The 15,744-nt window shown below is 65.6% G+C and carries 14 protein-coding genes; 3 read left to right on the top strand and 11 right to left on the bottom strand.

Going from position 1 to position 15,744, the window contains the following annotated elements; translation table 11 throughout:
* Window position 1: 1 nt before the first annotated feature.
* From ACTJKX_RS19900 to ACTJKX_RS19880, 5 genes are all read right to left on the bottom strand, one after another.
* The gene (locus tag ACTJKX_RS19900; protein ID WP_149250633.1) at window positions 2-865 is read right to left on the bottom strand and encodes an ABC transporter permease; all 864 of its coding nucleotides are present in this window, start codon (window positions 863-865) and stop codon (window positions 2-4) included.
* Complete coding sequence (locus ACTJKX_RS19895) at window positions 865-1,806, bottom strand: ABC transporter permease (protein WP_149250634.1); 942 nt, start codon at window positions 1,804-1,806, stop codon at window positions 865-867. The genes ACTJKX_RS19900 and ACTJKX_RS19895 overlap by 1 nt, the downstream gene beginning before the upstream one ends.
* Window positions 1,807-1,972: 166 nt before the next feature.
* Window positions 1,973-3,514: an ABC transporter substrate-binding protein gene (locus tag ACTJKX_RS19890; protein ID WP_440726253.1), complete on the bottom strand. Its 1,542-nt coding sequence runs from the start codon at window positions 3,512-3,514 to the stop codon at window positions 1,973-1,975.
* Between the two features lie 221 nt (window positions 3,515-3,735).
* Entirely contained in the window at window positions 3,736-5,346 is a 1,611-nt protein-coding gene (locus ACTJKX_RS19885; protein WP_440726252.1) for a serine hydrolase domain-containing protein, read from the bottom strand.
* Window positions 5,347-5,559: 213 nt separating this feature from the next.
* Entirely contained in the window at window positions 5,560-7,098 is a 1,539-nt protein-coding gene (locus ACTJKX_RS19880; protein ID WP_440726251.1) for an ABC transporter substrate-binding protein, read from the bottom strand.
* A 153-nt stretch (window positions 7,099-7,251) separates the two neighbouring features.
* Here ACTJKX_RS19880 and ACTJKX_RS19875 point away from each other — a divergent pair, with 153 nt between their 5' ends.
* On the top strand, window positions 7,252-8,013 hold the full coding sequence (locus tag ACTJKX_RS19875) for a potassium channel family protein (RefSeq protein WP_440726250.1): 762 nt from the start codon (window positions 7,252-7,254) through the stop codon (window positions 8,011-8,013).
* A gap of 5 nt (window positions 8,014-8,018) precedes the next feature.
* Here ACTJKX_RS19875 and ACTJKX_RS19870 read toward each other — a convergent pair whose 3' ends face one another.
* From ACTJKX_RS19870 to ACTJKX_RS19850, 5 genes are read right to left on the bottom strand one after another with little or no spacing between them, the layout of a single operon-like run.
* Window positions 8,019-9,017, bottom strand: a complete 999-nt coding sequence (locus ACTJKX_RS19870; protein WP_440726249.1) for a carbohydrate kinase family protein — start codon at window positions 9,015-9,017, stop codon at window positions 8,019-8,021.
* A 40-nt stretch (window positions 9,018-9,057) separates the two neighbouring features.
* A complete protein-coding gene (locus ACTJKX_RS19865; RefSeq protein ID WP_440726248.1) occupies window positions 9,058-10,260 on the bottom strand; it encodes a trans-sulfuration enzyme family protein in 1,203 nt (400 codons plus the stop codon).
* Window positions 10,261-10,279: 19 nt separating this feature from the next.
* Entirely contained in the window at window positions 10,280-11,116 is an 837-nt protein-coding gene (locus ACTJKX_RS19860; RefSeq protein ID WP_440726247.1) for a carbohydrate ABC transporter permease, read from the bottom strand.
* Between the two features lie 2 nt (window positions 11,117-11,118).
* A complete protein-coding gene (locus tag ACTJKX_RS19855) occupies window positions 11,119-12,033 on the bottom strand; it encodes a carbohydrate ABC transporter permease (RefSeq protein WP_440726246.1) in 915 nt (304 codons plus the stop codon).
* A 29-nt stretch (window positions 12,034-12,062) separates the two neighbouring features.
* Window positions 12,063-13,325: an ABC transporter substrate-binding protein gene (locus ACTJKX_RS19850; RefSeq protein WP_394313188.1), complete on the bottom strand. Its 1,263-nt coding sequence runs from the start codon at window positions 13,323-13,325 to the stop codon at window positions 12,063-12,065.
* 142 nt (window positions 13,326-13,467) lie between these two features.
* On the opposite strand from ACTJKX_RS19850, the gene ACTJKX_RS19845 reads away from it, so the two are divergent.
* Window positions 13,468-14,334, top strand: a complete 867-nt coding sequence (locus tag ACTJKX_RS19845; protein WP_440726245.1) for a MurR/RpiR family transcriptional regulator — start codon at window positions 13,468-13,470, stop codon at window positions 14,332-14,334.
* Window positions 14,335-14,347: 13 nt separating this feature from the next.
* Window positions 14,348-15,031 carry a phosphoribosylanthranilate isomerase gene (locus tag ACTJKX_RS19840; protein WP_440726244.1) on the top strand — a complete coding sequence of 228 codons (684 nt, stop codon included), beginning with the start codon at window positions 14,348-14,350 and terminating at the stop codon, window positions 15,029-15,031.
* Between the two features lie 18 nt (window positions 15,032-15,049).
* Here the strand turns inward: ACTJKX_RS19840 and fhuF are convergent, their stop codons facing one another.
* Complete coding sequence (fhuF, locus tag ACTJKX_RS19835) at window positions 15,050-15,739, bottom strand: siderophore-iron reductase FhuF (RefSeq protein ID WP_394313185.1); 690 nt, start codon at window positions 15,737-15,739, stop codon at window positions 15,050-15,052.
* Between the last annotated feature and the right edge of the window lie 5 nt (window positions 15,740-15,744).

Genomic DNA, 15,744 nt, shown 5'->3' with positions numbered 1-15,744 from the left:
CTCAGATATCCTTTGCCAGGCGCGGATCGAGGAGATCGCGCAGGCCGTCGCCGACCAGTTGCAGCGACAGCACGGTGACGACGATGGCGGCTCCGGGGAACCACATCAGCCAGCCCGCCTTGTCCATGAATTGACGCCCGACGCTGATCATGGTGCCCCAGGTCGGCGTGTCGGGCGAAATGCCGACGCCGAGGAAGGACAGGCCGGCTTCGGCGAGGATGGCATTGGCGAAGATGAAGGTGCCCTGCACCAGCAGAGGCGAGGTGACGTTGCGCAGGACATGGCGCAGCAGGATCTTCCAGGTCGGTACGCCCAGCGCGCGGGCCGCCTCGACATAGGGCAGTTCCCGGATCACCAAAGTGGAGGCGCGCACCACGCGGGCGAGGCGCGGGGCATAGACGATGCCGAGCGCGATGATGACGTTGATGGCGGAGGCACCGAGGGCGGCGACCAGCGCGATCGCCAGCAGGATGTCGGGGAAGGCCATCATCGCGTCGATCACGCGCGAGAGCGGGGTATCGGCCTCGCGAAAGAAGCCCGCGGTGAGGCCGAGCGCGATGCCGATCAGCGAGGCCAGCACCACCACGGCAAGGCCGACGGACAGGGAGGTCTGGGCCGCATAGAGCATGCGGGTGAAGATGTCGCGACCGAGATCGTCGGTGCCGAACAGATGGACGAGGCTCGGCCCCTTCAGGCGATTGGCGACCGAGAGTTTGGTCGGCGAATAGGGGGCGATCAGCGGCGCCAGGATCGCGGCCAGGGCGATGATGGCGAGAACGGCAAGACCGATGAACGAGGTCGGCCGCCTGATCAGGCGGGACAGCAGGCCGGGCGCCGCCTGGTAGGAGGGGGAGATGGCAGCCATTAGTAGCGCACCCTCGGATCGATGAGCAGATAGAGCATGTCGATGCAGAAATTGACGAGGACGTAGAGCCCGGCGATCACCAGCAGCGCCCCCTGGATCACCGGGTAGTCGCGCCGGAGCACGGCCGAGACCACGAGATTGCCGATGCCCGGCACGCCGAACACGGTTTCGGTCACCACGGCGCCGGAGATCAGCAGGGCCGCAGTCAGGCCGATGACGGTGAGGATCGGGATCAGCGCGTTCTTGAAGGCATGCCTGATCACCACGCGCCATTCGCTCATGCCCTTGGAGCGGGCGGTGCGGACATAGTCGTCCGAGAGCACGTCGAGCATCGAGGCGCGGGTGAAACGGGTGATCAGGGCCGATGAGACCACGCCCAGCGCCACCGCCGGCAGCACCAGATGATTGAGGCGTTCGCCGAAGGACGCACCCGGCCCGCCATAGCCGGAGGTGTCGAACCAACCGAGCTTCACCGCGAAGATCTGCATGAGGACGAGGCCGAGCCAGAAGCTCGGCACGCTGGCGGCGAACATGGCGAGCGTGGTCGCCGCCTGATCGAACAGCGAGCCACGCCAATAGGCCGAGAGAATACCGACCGGCAGGGCGATGGCGCTGGCGATCAGCAGCGAGAACAACGTGAGGAAGAAGGTCGGCTCGGCGCGGGCGGCGAGAGCCTGTGTCACCGGCTGGTTGAGGAAGATCGACTGGCCGAAATCACCCTGGACGAGACCGAGGACGTAATAGGCGAACTGGGTGATGATCGGGCCGTCCAGGCCGAGCTTGGTGCGCAAGGCAGCGATGTCGGCCTCGGACGCGTCGGGCCCGAGCATCATGGCGGCCGGATCGCCCGGCGTGACCCGGACGATGATGAACACGATCGTCACGACGAGGGCCATCACGATGATCATGCCGAGAAGGCGGTGGAGAATCGTGCGCAGCATCTGGGATCCTGGCGTTGTTCGAGGCCGGAGAGCGTGACGAGGCGATCTGAGCGGGATCGCGGGCACCGCCGGTGTCGGCTGGTGCCCGCTCTCAAGCCTCCCCGGGAGAGAAAAGGAGGCTATGTCAGCCCAGAGGCACTGGTCGTTCTTGGGGCCGCAGGGGGCCTTACTTGCCTTCCAGATAGGCGTTCCAGAAATAGGGCCAGGGGGCCGGCGTGACGCCCTTCAGGTTGGGGGCCTGGGCGGCGAGGGCATTGAAATTGCCGACCTTGTAGGCCGGAGCCTCGTCGTAGAAGGCTTTCTGGACGGCCGGCCACAGGGCCAGCCGCTTGGCGGGATCGGACTCGGCGTTGAAGGCGCCCAGTGCCTCGTGCTTCTTGTCCGAGACCCACCAGCCGGGTGAGGTATCCGACATGAAGCCGGTGAGCGACGGCTCGGGCAGGAAGGGGCTGTGGGTGATGTAGATGTCCCACAGTTTCGGGTCGGTGCGGTTCTTGGTCAGCGTCGCCCACTCGACCACGTCGAGTTCGACCTTGAAGCCGGCCGCCTTGAGATATTCGGCGGCGACCTGCGCCAGCTTGTAGTGGAACTCATATTGGCGGCTGGTCAGGATGCGCAGAGGCTTGGAGCCGTCATAGCCCGCCTCCTTCAGCAAGGCGGTGGCGGCTTCGACGTCACCCTCCGGCTTGTAGGGCTGCGTTCCCTCTTCGGTGTGCCACTGATAGTCCTTGGGATAGAGGGCGCCGTCGACCGAGAAGAATTCCTCCGAGCCGAAGGCGGCCAGCATCATGTCCTGCGGGGAGAGCGCCGCCTGGATTGCCTTGCGGATGCGGATGTCGGAGGCGAGGCCCTCCTTGTTGTTCATGAAGAGGACAGGCCAGCCGAAGGGCTTCAGCAGGACCGGGGCAGTCTTGCCCTTGGAGATCTTGTCAAAAGCCTCGACAGGCAGGGAGTCGACATAGGCGAACTGGCCTGATGCGGCACCCTCGACGCGGGTATTGGGATCGGGCACCGGCACGAAGCGGATCTCGTCGAGATATTGCTTGCGCGCGCCGCCATAGCCGTTGGGCTCGCCCGGGCGGGACGCATACTCGTCGAAGCGCGCGAGCTGGATGAACTGATCGGGCTTGCGCTCCTTGAGCTTGTAGGGCCCGGTGCCGATGAAGCTGGTCAGGGGATCCTGCCCGGCATTCTTGGCCGGAATGATGATCGCGGCGGCATTGTTGAAGGCAAGCAAAGCGAGCAGTGGAGCGTAGGGCTTCTTGAGCGTGATCTTGACGGTATGATCGTCGGTCGCGTCGATGGCGGCGATCATCTCGGCCGTCTGCTTGCCGCGCGTGGCGATCTTCGTCCACCGCTGCAACGAGGCGACGACATCGGCGGCGGTCATCACCGAGCCGTCATGGAACTTGATGCCGGTGCGCAGGGGGATGGTGTAGGTCAGCCCGTCGGCCGAGATCTTCGGCATTTCCGCAGCGAGCAGCGGGGTGACGCCCCAATCCTTGTCGAAGGTAAAGAGCGTTTCGAAAATGTGCTGGGAAACGATGCCGACGAGGTCGGCGGTCGAAGCCATCGGGTCGAGCGTGGGGGGCTCACCGACGGTAGCAACGTCGATGACGCCGCCCTTCGCGGGCTCGGCCCAGGCCGGTCCGGCAGCCGGGAGCAGTGTCAGTGCAAGCAGGGCAGTCAGTTTCGCCAAGCGTCCCATTTTGCGTTCCCTTGCTACATTATTATGTAATCTATAACTTATTTATGTATCACTATGCCTGCAACCACGCTCCGGGTCAAGAAGGTTGGCGGCGTTCCGAGCGGTGTCCAAACATCGATACGGCCGCCGGGCCGTCATCCCCTTCCCCTCGCCCTCTCTCGCTTGGCTCGCGAGAAACCCGGCCGGGAATGACAAGCGTTTGTTTTTCAAGCCGCTCAAGCTTACCGGCAACGCTTGAGCACGATGTCGGCGCTGCGGTCGGAATTGAGGATGACCGCGTCCGCCACGCAGCGCACGCTGAACAGCCAGGGCAGTTCCCACGGCGCCGCCCGCCAGGCGTCATGTGTTTCCCGGCTGGTCGGGTGGGCCAGGAAGAGGTCGTGGTCGCAGGGCTCCAGGCGCAGGTCCTGGGCTCCGAAGGACGAGGAGAGGCGCAGGCGCGGGCCGTCGATACTGCCATGGAAGCTAGCCTGCAGCCCGCTGGTCTCGTCGCGATAGCGCCCCGCCGGCAGGTCCGCGCGGGCCGGCGAAACCGCAGGGACGGGCCTGAACCGGCGGCGGCGGCCGAATTTCTCGGTCTCGATGCCGCCATCCGGCTGGATTAGGAGGTCGTAGGGCGCCAGCCCGGCCCGCGGCCTGAACCGGCCCGGCGATACTTCCTCGATGGCCATCGCGCCCATGCTGGAGACCAAAGTGGGGCTGCCGCCCTCGCTGGCGATGCGGATCAGGGCGCCACCGCCCTCCTGGCGGTAGGTTCCGGCCCGCTCGGCCAGCGCCGAGACCGCCGAAGGCGACAGGGCCGGCCGGCTTTCGAGGCCGAGGACGATATCGGCGATGCGCCGGGTCAGCTCATAGGGCGAGAAATCATCGTGATTGGCGAGGAGGACGATGCCGAGATCTCGTTCGGGAATGCGGATCGCTTCCGAGCGCGAGCCGGCGATCCAGCCGCTATGGCCGACGCTCCGCAGGCCGCGGTGCCGGCTGGTGACGAGGCCGAGGCCATAGGGGGAGGCGATGCCGTTGATCAGTGCGCCGGGAGCCTCCATGCGGGCGATCATCGTGGCGTCGCCGACCTTGGGTCGGCGTAGATTGGCCTGCCAGGCCAGCATGTCCTGAAGCGTCGAGACCAGCCCGCCCTCGCCGCCGATGGCGATGCCCCAGGCCGCCTTGAGCCAGCATCCGCCGGGGCCGCGGCGGTGATGGGTGGCGAGGCGCGGATAGATCTCGTCGTCGCGGGCCATCAGCCTGGTGTCGTGCATGCCGAGGGGGCCGGTGATGCGCTCGCGCAGGAGATCGTCGAAGGAGAGGCCCGAGACCTGTTCGAGGATTTCCGACAGCAGCAGGAAATTGGAGTTGGAGTAGAGGAGGTCCGTATCGGGCGGGAAGTTGAGGCCCTTCTGGCGGGCGACGATGGCGCGTGCGGTGGCGCGCGAGGACGGGGCCAGGATCGGAATGCCGGCCAGGATCATGGTGTCGAGAATGTCGCGCAGGCCGCTGGTGTTGGCGGCCAGATGCCTGAGCGTGATCGGCTGGTCATAGGCCGGTAGCCAGGGACAGTGCTCGCGCACATCGTCGGTAAGCGAGAGCTTGCCCTCGGCTTCCATCATCAGGGTGAGCAGCACGGTGAACTGCTTGCTCTGGGAAGCGATGCGCACCACCGAATTCGGCGTCAGCGCGATGCCATGCGCGAGGTCGGCCATGCCGGCACAGCGCTGGTAGACGACCTCGTCGCCGAGCGTCACCGCAACCATGAAACCGGGCGAGGCTTGGTTGGCGAAGGGGGCGAAAAGAGCATCGATCTCGGCGATGGCGGCGGGTGCGAGGGTGGTCATGGCATGCGACTTTCAAGCAGGATGGTGTTCGATCATTCAGCGCGCATAGCGTGAAGAACACTGTCATTCCCGGCGCCGCCGAAGGCGGCGGGAAGGGAATCCAGGGGCTCAATGAGCGTACTGGCCCTGGATTCCCTTCCCCTCGCACTCACAAGCAAGCTTGTGAGGCTCGGCCGGGAATGACATGCGCCAGGCAAGCTTGGCGGAGTGTGATCATTTCTCCAGATAGACGTTCCAGAAGGCCGGCCAGGGCGAGGGCTCGAACCCCTTGAGCTTGGGCGACTTGGCAGAGAGGGCGCTGAAATCGCCGATCTTGACGATCGGGGCTTCGGCCATGATCAACTCCTGCACGCGCTGCCAGCGCTTGATCCGTTCGGCGGGATCGGCGGTGGCGGTGAGGGCTTCGACCGCTGCCCGGCTGTCGGGCGTGTCCCACCAGCCGACCGAGGCCGGCGCCAGGATGTTGATCAAAGCGGGTTCAGGCAGGAAGGGGCTGTGGGTGATGAAGATGTCCCAGGAGGCCGGGTTCTGGATCTGCTGCACCAGGCTCGCCCAGTCGACCACCTCCATCTTCACCTTGAAGCCGGCAAGCTTGAGATATTCGGCGGCGACCTGCGCCATCTTGTAGTGGAACTCGTATTGGCGGCTGGTGAGGATGCGCAGCGGCACCTCCTCGCCCAGGCCCGCCTTCTTCAGCTCGGCCTTGGCCTTTTCGGCATCGGCAACGTCGTAATTGCCGTCGACCCCCGCGGCGGTGCGCCAGGGATAGCCTTCCGGATACATAGCGCCGTCGACGGCATAGAATTTGGTGTCGCCGAAGGCCGCCGCCAGCATGTCGCTCTCGCTGAGCGCGAGCTGCACCGCCTTGCGCGCATGCATGTCGGCCAGCACGCCCTGCTTGGCGTTCATGCGGATCATCGGCCAGCCGAAATGCTCGAGCAGCACAGGCTCGGACTTGCCGGCCTTGATCTTGTCGAATTGCTCGACGGGCAGCGAATCGGCATAGCCGAACTGGCCGGAGACCGCGCCCTCGATGCGGGTGTTGGGATCGGGTACCGGCACGAAGCGGATCTCGTCGAGATATTGCTTGCGCGCGCCGCCATAGCCATCCGGTTCGCCGTCACGCGAACGATAACCCTCGAAACGGACCAGCTGGATATATTGGTCGGGCTTGCGCTCCTTGAGCTTGTAGGGACCGGTGCCGACCACCTCCTTAAGCGGGGCCTCCTGATGCTCGGAGGGCAGGATCACCGCAGCCGAATTGTTGAAGGCGAGCAAGGCGGGAAGCGGGGAATAGGGCTGCTTGAGCCTGATGCGCAGCGTCGACGGATCGACGGCGGCGATCTCGGCGACATTGGGCGCGACCTGCTGGCCACGGGAAGCGACGGTCAGCCAGCGCTTGAGCGAGGCGACGACATCAGCCGAATCCATGGTGCTGCCGTCGTGGAAAGTGATGCCCTCGCGCAATTTGATCTCATAGACCTTGCCATCCGCACTCACGGTCGGCAGCGCCGCCGCGAGCAGGGGCGCGACATTCCACTTGCGGTCGAAGGTGAACAGAGTCTCGAAGATGTGCTGGCCCACCATGCCGACGATGTCGGTGGCGCTCGCCATCGGGTCGAGCGTCGGCGGTTCGCCGATGGTGGCGACGTCGATGACGCCGCCCCTGGCCGGCTCGGCCGCCGCCGGCCCGGATGATGCCGGCAACAAGAGCGCAGCAAAGGCTGCGGCCAGACTGAGGGCACGCTTCATGGATCCTCCCGTTTATACATAATTATAGAATATATAACTTATTTAGGGACTATGGTTGCATCCTCTCCGGAGCACGTCAAGATGCACCCGCTGCTTCGCGCGCCAGCGCGGTGTCGGGCAGAGGTGGCAGCTGCGGGGCTGAGAGGAAAGCGCATGATCGTGCAGGGGGATATCCGCCGGACTCTGAGGGGGCTCTATTACGGTTCGAGCCCCACGGCGGTCGGTTTCCAGATTGCCCGTTTCGTCGTCGATCTCGGCATTCTCGTCTTCTTCATCGCCGGGCCTAACCTGAAGAGCGCGGCGCTCTACGGCGCTATCAACGCCGTCGTCGCCGGGGTCATCGTGCTCGAACTCGCGGCCAGCGCCATCATGGCCTACAGCCTGAAAACCTGGCTGCTGCGGCCGATGACCTGGATCGACCTGGCCATCCTCGCCACCTTCGTGGTGCCGGCCTTCTTCTCCAACCTGTTCCTGCGGGCGCTGCGCATCTGGTCGCTGAGCAAGAGCAATCTGTTCACGCTGGCGTTGCGCAAGGCTGGCTACCGCCACATGGAGGACACGCTGCGCGCCGGGATCAACCTGGTGGTGTTCCTGTTCCTGATCTCCAGCTTCGTCTACACGATGTTCTACGGGCATGGCTTCGACGACTATATCCAGGCCCTGTATTTCACCGTCGCCACCGTCACCACCACCGGCTTTGGCGATGTCACCCTGCCGGGCAATCTGGGCAAGCTCACCTCCATCGTCACCATGATCATCGGCGTGTCGCTGTTCGTGCGCCTCGCCCAGGCGATCGTGCGCCCGCGCAAGGTGAATTTCGCCTGCCCGCAATGCGGGCTCTCCCGGCATGAAACGGATGCCGTGCACTGCAAGGCCTGCGGCCATGTCCTGAACATCCCCGACGACGGGGAATGAGGCTCTCAGGCCGGCCCGGCGGCGGCCTCCAGCAGGGCGGTGACCCTGCCGGCCAGCGCGGGCTCGATATCCATGCCTGCGATCGCCGCCACCAGCTTTTGACGTCCGATGGCCTCCGCACCCGAACCGATCACCGTGGCCGCAACGGCGCCCGCGGCGTTGGCGAGGATGCTGGCGCCGGCCGGCGACAGGCCGTTGACGATGCCGAAAATATAGCCGGCGGCGAAGGCATCGCCTGCGCCGGTCGTGTCGACGGCTTCGATCCTGGCGGCCGGCGAGACGAACTGAAGCCGCCGGCGGTGGACGAGCGATCCGCTGGCCCCGCGCTTGACGACGATCTGTCTCGCGCCGGCCTCGACAAGGCGTTCGGCTGCCAGATCGAGAACCGCGTCGGCGCCGGTGCCGGCGAGGAGACGCGCATCGGCTTCGCCCAGGAAGAGGATATCGATCGTCGGCAAAAGGGCGAGAACCGCGGCTTTGATGGTGCCCGTGATGCCGGCGGGAATGTCCAGGCTGATGGGGATTCCGGCCGTTTCGGCATAGTCGACCGAGCGGAGCGCGGCCTCGCGCTGCGGCGTCTGCAGCAGGGCATAGCCCGATAGATGCAGCAGAGCCGTACCGGCCAAGGCAGCCGGATCGACTTCCTCCGCGGCCAGGCGGGCATTGGCGCCGCGATAGGCGAACATGGTGCGCTCGCCGCTCGCGCTGACCACCACGACATTGAGCTGGGTTGGCTCGGCCTCGTCACGCCGGACCCAGCGCGTCTCGACGCCTTCGCGCTGCATCGCGGCCAGGCACCAGTCTCCCCAATTGTCCCTGCCGGTCTTGCCGATGAAGTGCACCGGCAGGCCGAGGCCCGCCAGGATCCGGGCCGTGTTGGCGCCGGAACCGCCCAGGCCATGGCTCTGGCGCTCGGCGATGCCTTCCCCGCCCTCCGGCGGATAGGCCGCGATCTGGAGGGTAAGGTCGACATTGATGTCGCCGAGGATTGCCACTGCCGGCATGATCTTCGCTTTGGCGCTGAACGACGGATGCGGCTCTATTCTAGACCTCGACATGCATCTGATCGATCGCCTGGGCGACGTCGGCGATGATGTCGTCGGCATGCTCGATGCCGACCGAGAAGCGCACCAGGCCGTCGACGATGCCCATGGCCTGGCGTTCCTGGGAGGGGATGTCGAGGAACGCCATGGTGCCGGGCATCTGCGTGGTGGTGCGCAGGCCGCCGAGGCTGGCGGCGAAGGAGCACAGCTTCAGCCGCTTGAGCAGGCGCACCCCGTGCTCCTCGCTTTCCACCTGGAAGGACAGCATCGCCCCGAAATTGCGCAACTGCTCCTTGGCCGAGGCGTGGTTGGGGTGCGAGGGCAGGCCCGGATAGAACACGCGCTTGACCTTGTCGTGCCCTTCCAGGAAGCGGGCGAGGGCGGCCGCATTGGCGCACTGCTTTTCGAGCCGAAGCGCCAGGGTCTGGGCCCCGCGCAGCAGCAGCCAGGCGTTGAAGGGCGAGAGCGGCGCGCCGAGCTTGTTGAGCGTGTTCCAGCGCACGTCCTCCAGCCAGTCCTTGGGCAGGATCTCCGATTTCAGCGTGATGATGCCGCCGACCGCGTCGTTGTGACCACCGATGAATTTGGTGGCGCTCTCCACCACCACGTCGACGCCGAAGGCATGCGGCTGGCACACGGCGGGGCTGGCGAAGGTGTTGTCGCAGATCACCACGATGCCGCGGCTGTGGGCGAGCTTCACCAGCTTGCGCATCGGCGGCACCTTCATGGTCGGGTTCGCGAGCGCCTCGAAATAGAGCACCTTGGTCTTGTCGGTGAAGGCACGCTCGACCTGGACGGGATCGGTGGTGTCGACGAAGCTGACGGTGATGCCGAAATCGCCGATGCGATGGTCGAAGAATTCGTGGGTGCTGGAATAGGTGGTGAGGTCGGTGACGATGTGGTCGCCGGCCTTGAGGATACCGAACAGCGCATGCGAGATCGCGGCCATGCCCGAGGCAGTGGCGAGGCAGGCATCCGCGCCGGTCAACTGCGCCATGTGTTCCTCGAGCTTGTACTCGGTGGGATTGCCGCAGCGGCTGTAGATGTTCACCTCCTTGCGCGCGCCGGCCACGATCTGGTCGTAGATGTCGCCGGCATATTGGAAGTTGGCCGACATGTAGATGGGATAGCTGATCGATTGCGATTCCGGCTCGGGCGCGTAGAACACAGCGCGGCTGGCGAAATCGAGCTCTTTGGACGACATGCGGGCACTCCTTGAATAGTCATTCCTTGACGGCGCCGCCGGTCAGGGCGGCGGTGATCTGGCGTTCGAACAGGACGAAGAGGATGAGCGGGGCGAGGGCGGCGATGAAGATGGCGGCCAGCATCACCGGATAGTTGGTGATGTGCTCGCCGACGAAATCAGCAAGACCGACCGGCAGCGTCTTCTTCGCCGGCGTGTTGATGAAGACGAGCGGAAATAGGAAGTCGTTCCACACCCAGATCATGTTGACGATGGCGGCCGTGAACATGGCCGGCCGGGCGAGGGGCACGGCAATGCGCCAGAAGATGCCGAATTCGCTGCAGCCGTCGATGCGCGCCGCATCCATCAGTTCGCGCGGCAGGGTGACGAAGAAGGCGCGCATGATGAATAGCGTCACCGGCACGTTGAAGGCCGCCGTCGGCAGGATCACGCCGAGATGGGTGTCGAGCAGGCCCATCGTGCGCAGCACCACTACCAGCGGCACCAGCGCGACATAGGCGGGGATCGCCATGGCGACCATCAGCCCGGCCTCGACGCCGGCCAGCCAGCGCGGGCGGTAGATGGCGAGCCCGTAGCCGCCGGCCGTGGCAGCGGCGACGGCCAGGAGGGTCGAGCCGGCCATCACGATCAGCGAGTTCAGGGAATAGGTGCCGAGCGCGCCGTTGCTCCAGGCCTGGACGAAGGCGTCCAGGCTCGGGGCTGCCGGCAGCGACCACACCGAGCGCATGAACTCCTTGTTGGTCTTGAGCGTGCTGTAGGCCATCCAGGCAAAGGGCGACACCACGATCGCCACATGCAGCGACAGGAAGGCGAGGACGCCGAGCCGCGCCGGGCTCCAGCCGGAGAGGGCCGGCATGCTCACGCCTCCCTGCCGGCGGCGCGACCGCGCAGCGCGCGGAAGACGATGAAGGCGCCGATGGCGGTGAGCAGCATCTGGGCAAAGCCGATGGTGGCGGCATAGCCCATCTCGAAGGCGTTGAAGCCGACCTTGTAGAGATAGGTGGAGACGACCTCGCTGGCATGGTTGGGGCCGCCATTGGTCAGCACGAAGACCAGGGAGAAGGTCTTCAGCGAGCCGATGACGCAGAGCAGCACATTGGCGCGCACCGTGTCCCACACCATGGGTACGGTGACCGAGACGAAGGAGCGCCAATGGCCGGCCCCGTCGAGTTCGGCCGCCTCGAACACGCTTTCGGGCACGTTGCGGATGGCGGCGACGAACAGCAGCACGTAGAGGCCGAGATAGGTGAAGCTCATCACCGCCACCACGGCGGCGAAGGCGGTGGAAGACTGACCGAGCCAGCCCGAGGCGAGGCTGCCGAGGCCGACCGCCTTCAGCCCGGCATTGAGCAGCCCGAAATAGGGATTGTAGATGAAGCGCCAGAGCAGGCCGATGCACACTTCGCTGACGATCACCGGGACGAGATAGAGAAACAGGAAGAAGCGTCCGACCGCGCCGACGACGCGAACCAGGCAATAGGCGATGACAAGGGCGAGCAGCACCTGCAGCACGATGGCCGAGACGGCGACGGCGAGGTTTCTGGCCAGGGCCGCCCAGAAGAAGCCGTCGCCGGCCAGGCGGACGAAATTGCCGAGGCCGACGAAGACGGGGGTGGCCGAGCCGTTCCATTGGTAGAAGGACAGCACGCCCGAATGCAGCACGGGATAGGCGACGAAGAGGCCGACCAGGCTCAGCGTCGGCACCAGGAAGGCGAACGCATAGCGCGCATCACGGCCGGCCGACGGGTCCTTTCCTGCTTCCTGCATTGCCATGGGATGCGTCTCTCCTGGCCTGAAGGCGCCTATTTCGCCTTCAGGGCGTCTTCCACGCGCTTGGCGGCGTCGGCCGGTGCGACCGAGCCGTCGAGCACGCCCTGGAGCGAAGTGTAATAGGCATCGGTGCCCTTGGGCGGCATGGCCGTGTCGTAGAAGGGATCGAGCTTGCCGGCCTTGCTCATCAAATCGTTGCTGATGGCATAGAGCACCGGCCCCGCGGCGGCCTCAGTGGTGGCGCCCTTGACGGTGACCATGGTCTTGCGCAGCTCGACATATTTGGTCATCACCGCCGGCGAGGTGAGGAAGCGCAGCAGCGTGACCGCGTCCTTCTTGTTGGCGGTCTTTTCGGCGATGCCGAAGGCGGCCGCGACGCCGCCCAGCACGTCGCCGGGGTTGCCCTTGCCACCGGCCACGGCGGGGAAGGGGAAGAAGCCGAGCTCGAAGCCCTCGGGCGCGTCGGCGGAGGCGCCGATCTGCCAGGTGCCGTTGAGCATCATCGCAGCCTGGCCGTTGAGGAAGAGCATGTTGGCTTCCTGGTCGCTCATGCCGTTGAAGCCGACGGGGAAATAGCCCTTGGAGGACAGGCTGGCGATGCGGGTGAAGGCCTCGGTGGCCTCCGGGGCGAGCGACGTGTCCGCCTTGCCCGCCACGATGTCGGAGACCAGGCCCGAACCCTTCAGGCGCATTTCGAGATATTGGAACCAGAAGGTGGCCGGCCAGGAATCCTTGTTGCCCAGCGCCATCGGTACCAGGCCATCGGCCTTGATCTTCTCGCACAGGGCCAGGAATTCGTCATAGCTGGCGGGGACCGTCCAGCCTTTTTCGGCGAACAGGGCCTTGTTGTACCAGAACACGGCGGCGTCGATGTCGATCGGTACGGCATAGGCATGGCCGCCGATGCTGGTCTGCGCCAGGGCCGTGGGCAGGAAGCTCTCGCCCCAGCCATCCTTGGCGAGGTCGGCGTCGAGGGCATACATCTGGTGGCCGGCCACGAAGGCGCCGAGGAAGCCACCCGGCAGGGTATAGAACACGTCCGGCGGGTTGCCGGAGGCCATGGCGGTGTTGAGCTTGGTCTTGTAGGCCGATTGCTCGGCCGCCACCACGTCGAGCTTGATGTCGGGATGGGCCTTGGCGAACTCGTCCAGGGCGTAGGTGATGAAATCGACCTTGTCCTTCTGACCCGAATAGGCGTGCCAGAAGGTCAGCTCACCGGCGAGTGCCGACAGGTTCATTGCCAAGGACGCGGCCAGGGACGCCACAACGCCGAGTGCAAGTGCGCGCAAACGCATGTCTTCAATCCTTCCCCACCGGTTTCATATGCTCGGTTTGATTGAATGCAGTGGTGCCACATTGGGAAAGACATGTCTACAGTGGCACCACAAACAAGGTCGTGCTAGAAGCTGGACGGCAAGTGCAAGATTCGAGGCAGGCATGATCGATCAGGCCAAGAATGCGGCTGGGGTGCAGGCGGCGAGCCGGCTGCGCAGCGCGTTGCCCGCTCTTTCCGAATCGGAACGGCGCGTGGCGCTGTGGATCCTCGACCATGTCGATCTGGCGATCCGCCAATCCATGTCGGCCATCGCCCAGACCGTCGAGGTCAGCGACACCACGGTCCTGCGCATGTGTCGCACCGCGGGCTTTGCCGGCTTCACCGATCTCAAGCTCGCCCTTGTCCGCGATACCGGCGAACGTTCGGCCGCCCGACCGGACGAAAGCGCGGCCGGCGTCGATGGCGATCTCGGCTGGGCCAAACGGGTATTCAATGCGAATATCCAGGCCATCAGCGACACCTTGTCGATGCTCGACCAGGGCGACTTCGCCCGCGCCCTCGATCTCGTCGCCGGCGCCCGCCACATCCTGATCGGCGGCATCGGCGGGTCGGGCATCGTGGCCCAGGCCCTCTATCAGCGCTGCTTTCGCCTGGGCCTGCGCTGCGACGCGCCGGTCGATTCGCAGCTCCAGCTCATGCACGCCTCCCTGCTCGGGCCGGGAGATCTCGCCGTGGCCATTTCCTATTCCGGCATCACCAACGATCCGGTGCTGCTTCTGCAGGAAGCCAGGGCGCAGGGCGCCTCGACCCTGTGCATCACCGGCAACCGGCGCTCGCCTTTGGCACGCCTTGCCGATGTCGTGCTGGTCAGCGTCTCCCATGAACTGCGCAGCGAGCCGATGGCGGCCCAGATCGCGCAGCTGACGCTGGTCGATGCCCTCTATGCCGCCCTGGTCGCGCGTTCGCCCGACACGGCCCAGCTCAACGAGGAGCGCATGGTCAATGCCATCCTCCCCAAATCCATCTGAACAAGGCCCATCCATGAAAGTACAGATCTATACGATGCAGACCGCCGCCGAGGCGCTCGAACTGGCGGCGCTCGGCGTCGATTGCCTGGGCGTGACGCCCTCCGACCGCGGCCTTCCCGGCGAGATCAGCAATGAGATGGCGCGCGAGATCGTCGACGCCCTCGCGGGCAAGGCGACGCGCGTCGCTCTGTCGGTCGAGGCCGATCCGCAGGCGATCGCCGCCATGGTCGATGCCGTCCGGCCGGACGTGCTGCATCTGTGTGGCGATATTGCCAAGGTCACGCCCGCGGTGGTGAAGGCGTTGAGGAGCGCGCTTCTCGCGCGTCATCCCGACTTGAAGATCCTGCAGGCGATCCCGATGACCGGCCCCGAGGCGCTCGACCATGCCGCGGCTTTCGAGCCGGTGTCCGACATCTTCATCCTCGATTCGGTCGCAGCCCATATCGGTGGCATCGGCGCAGCCGGCGTGACCCATGATTGGTCGCTCAGCCGTGAGATCGTGGCGCGCAGCAAGTTGCCCGTCATCCTGGCCGGAGGCCTCGGGCCGGACAATGTCGGGGAGGCGATTCGCGCCGTGCGCCCCTGGGCGGTCGATTCGCTCACCCATACCAACAGCCCGCTGGCCTCGGGTGGCTTTCGCAAGGACCCTGCCAAGGTCGCGGCCTTCGTTGCGGCGGCGCGGGCGGCCGCTGCCTGAGCAGACCATGGCCTGCCCTCAGTCGAGGGGGCAGGTCTTGCACAGTTTCAGGCCGTCCATACGATAGCGCAGGCAGCAGATCCGGCGCCTTCGCCCTTTTTCGGCGCTGTAGCGGATGGGCTCGAACAGGGGGTTGCTCGTGCCGTCGCTCCAGCGCCGGGTCGCCAGCAAGGCGCGGGCCTGGTCGAGGCCTGGGTGGCCGGTTCCCAGGAAGGCCTCCAACTCGCCCAGGCTGTGCTCGACGATGGTTCCGGCATTGCTCCACAGCACTTTGCGGGGCAGGGCGCTGGCGCGCGAGATCGCCGCGATCATCGGGGCGAGATGGCCATCGACCAGGCTTTCGAAGCGCTCGCGTACTGTGCCTGGCACAAGAGGGCTGCCTGCATGCGGCAGGCTCAGGGCAGCGGTGCGGCCGTCTTCGGAGAGGATCACGCCAAGCTCGCCGATTGTGATCGGCAAATTCCAGCCGGCGATGATATTGGCGGCCAGGACGGGCGGTATCAGGATCGAAAAATGCCATTTCGACCAGAGCGTCGCCACCGCGACCGGCTCCGGCTCCTGGTAGTTCCCGGCGAAGCGGGTCAGGAGAAGTGTGAGATCCTCGCCCTCGACCAGGGCGGTCGCGGGAATGAAGGAGTGGGCGTCCTTCCCCAGCACCAGATTGTCGGCGAGGAAGGCCAGCGGGCCCTGGAAGAGAGTGGCGAGCATGGTGG

The sequence above is a fragment of the Labrys sp. 22185 genome (genome assembly GCF_052045555.1).
In the GTDB taxonomy this organism is placed as follows: Bacteria; Pseudomonadota; Alphaproteobacteria; order Rhizobiales; family Labraceae; genus Labrys; species Labrys neptuniae.
This window is presented reverse-complemented; position numbering and strand designations above follow the sequence as displayed.

Coding starts and splice junctions, on each gene's coding strand:
- ACTJKX_RS19900 (WP_149250633.1), bottom strand. CDS start 865: ATGGCTGCCATCTCCCCCTCCTACCAGGCGGCGCCCGGCCTGCTGTCC.
- ACTJKX_RS19895 (WP_149250634.1), bottom strand. CDS start 1,806: ATGCTGCGCACGATTCTCCACCGCCTTCTCGGCATGATCATCGTGATG.
- ACTJKX_RS19890 (WP_440726253.1), bottom strand. CDS start 3,514: ATGGGACGCTTGGCGAAACTGACTGCCCTGCTTGCACTGACACTGCTC.
- ACTJKX_RS19885 (WP_440726252.1), bottom strand. CDS start 5,346: ATGACCACCCTCGCACCCGCCGCCATCGCCGAGATCGATGCTCTTTTC.
- ACTJKX_RS19880 (WP_440726251.1), bottom strand. CDS start 7,098: ATGAAGCGTGCCCTCAGTCTGGCCGCAGCCTTTGCTGCGCTCTTGTTG.
- ACTJKX_RS19875 (WP_440726250.1), top strand. CDS start 7,252: ATGATCGTGCAGGGGGATATCCGCCGGACTCTGAGGGGGCTCTATTAC.
- ACTJKX_RS19870 (WP_440726249.1), bottom strand. CDS start 9,017: ATGCCGGCAGTGGCAATCCTCGGCGACATCAATGTCGACCTTACCCTC.
- ACTJKX_RS19865 (WP_440726248.1), bottom strand. CDS start 10,260: ATGTCGTCCAAAGAGCTCGATTTCGCCAGCCGCGCTGTGTTCTACGCG.
- ACTJKX_RS19860 (WP_440726247.1), bottom strand. CDS start 11,116: ATGCCGGCCCTCTCCGGCTGGAGCCCGGCGCGGCTCGGCGTCCTCGCC.
- ACTJKX_RS19855 (WP_440726246.1), bottom strand. CDS start 12,033: ATGGCAATGCAGGAAGCAGGAAAGGACCCGTCGGCCGGCCGTGATGCG.
- ACTJKX_RS19850 (WP_394313188.1), bottom strand. CDS start 13,325: ATGCGTTTGCGCGCACTTGCACTCGGCGTTGTGGCGTCCCTGGCCGCG.
- ACTJKX_RS19845 (WP_440726245.1), top strand. CDS start 13,468: ATGATCGATCAGGCCAAGAATGCGGCTGGGGTGCAGGCGGCGAGCCGG.
- ACTJKX_RS19840 (WP_440726244.1), top strand. CDS start 14,348: ATGAAAGTACAGATCTATACGATGCAGACCGCCGCCGAGGCGCTCGAA.
- fhuF (WP_394313185.1), bottom strand. CDS start 15,739: ATGCTCGCCACTCTCTTCCAGGGCCCGCTGGCCTTCCTCGCCGACAAT.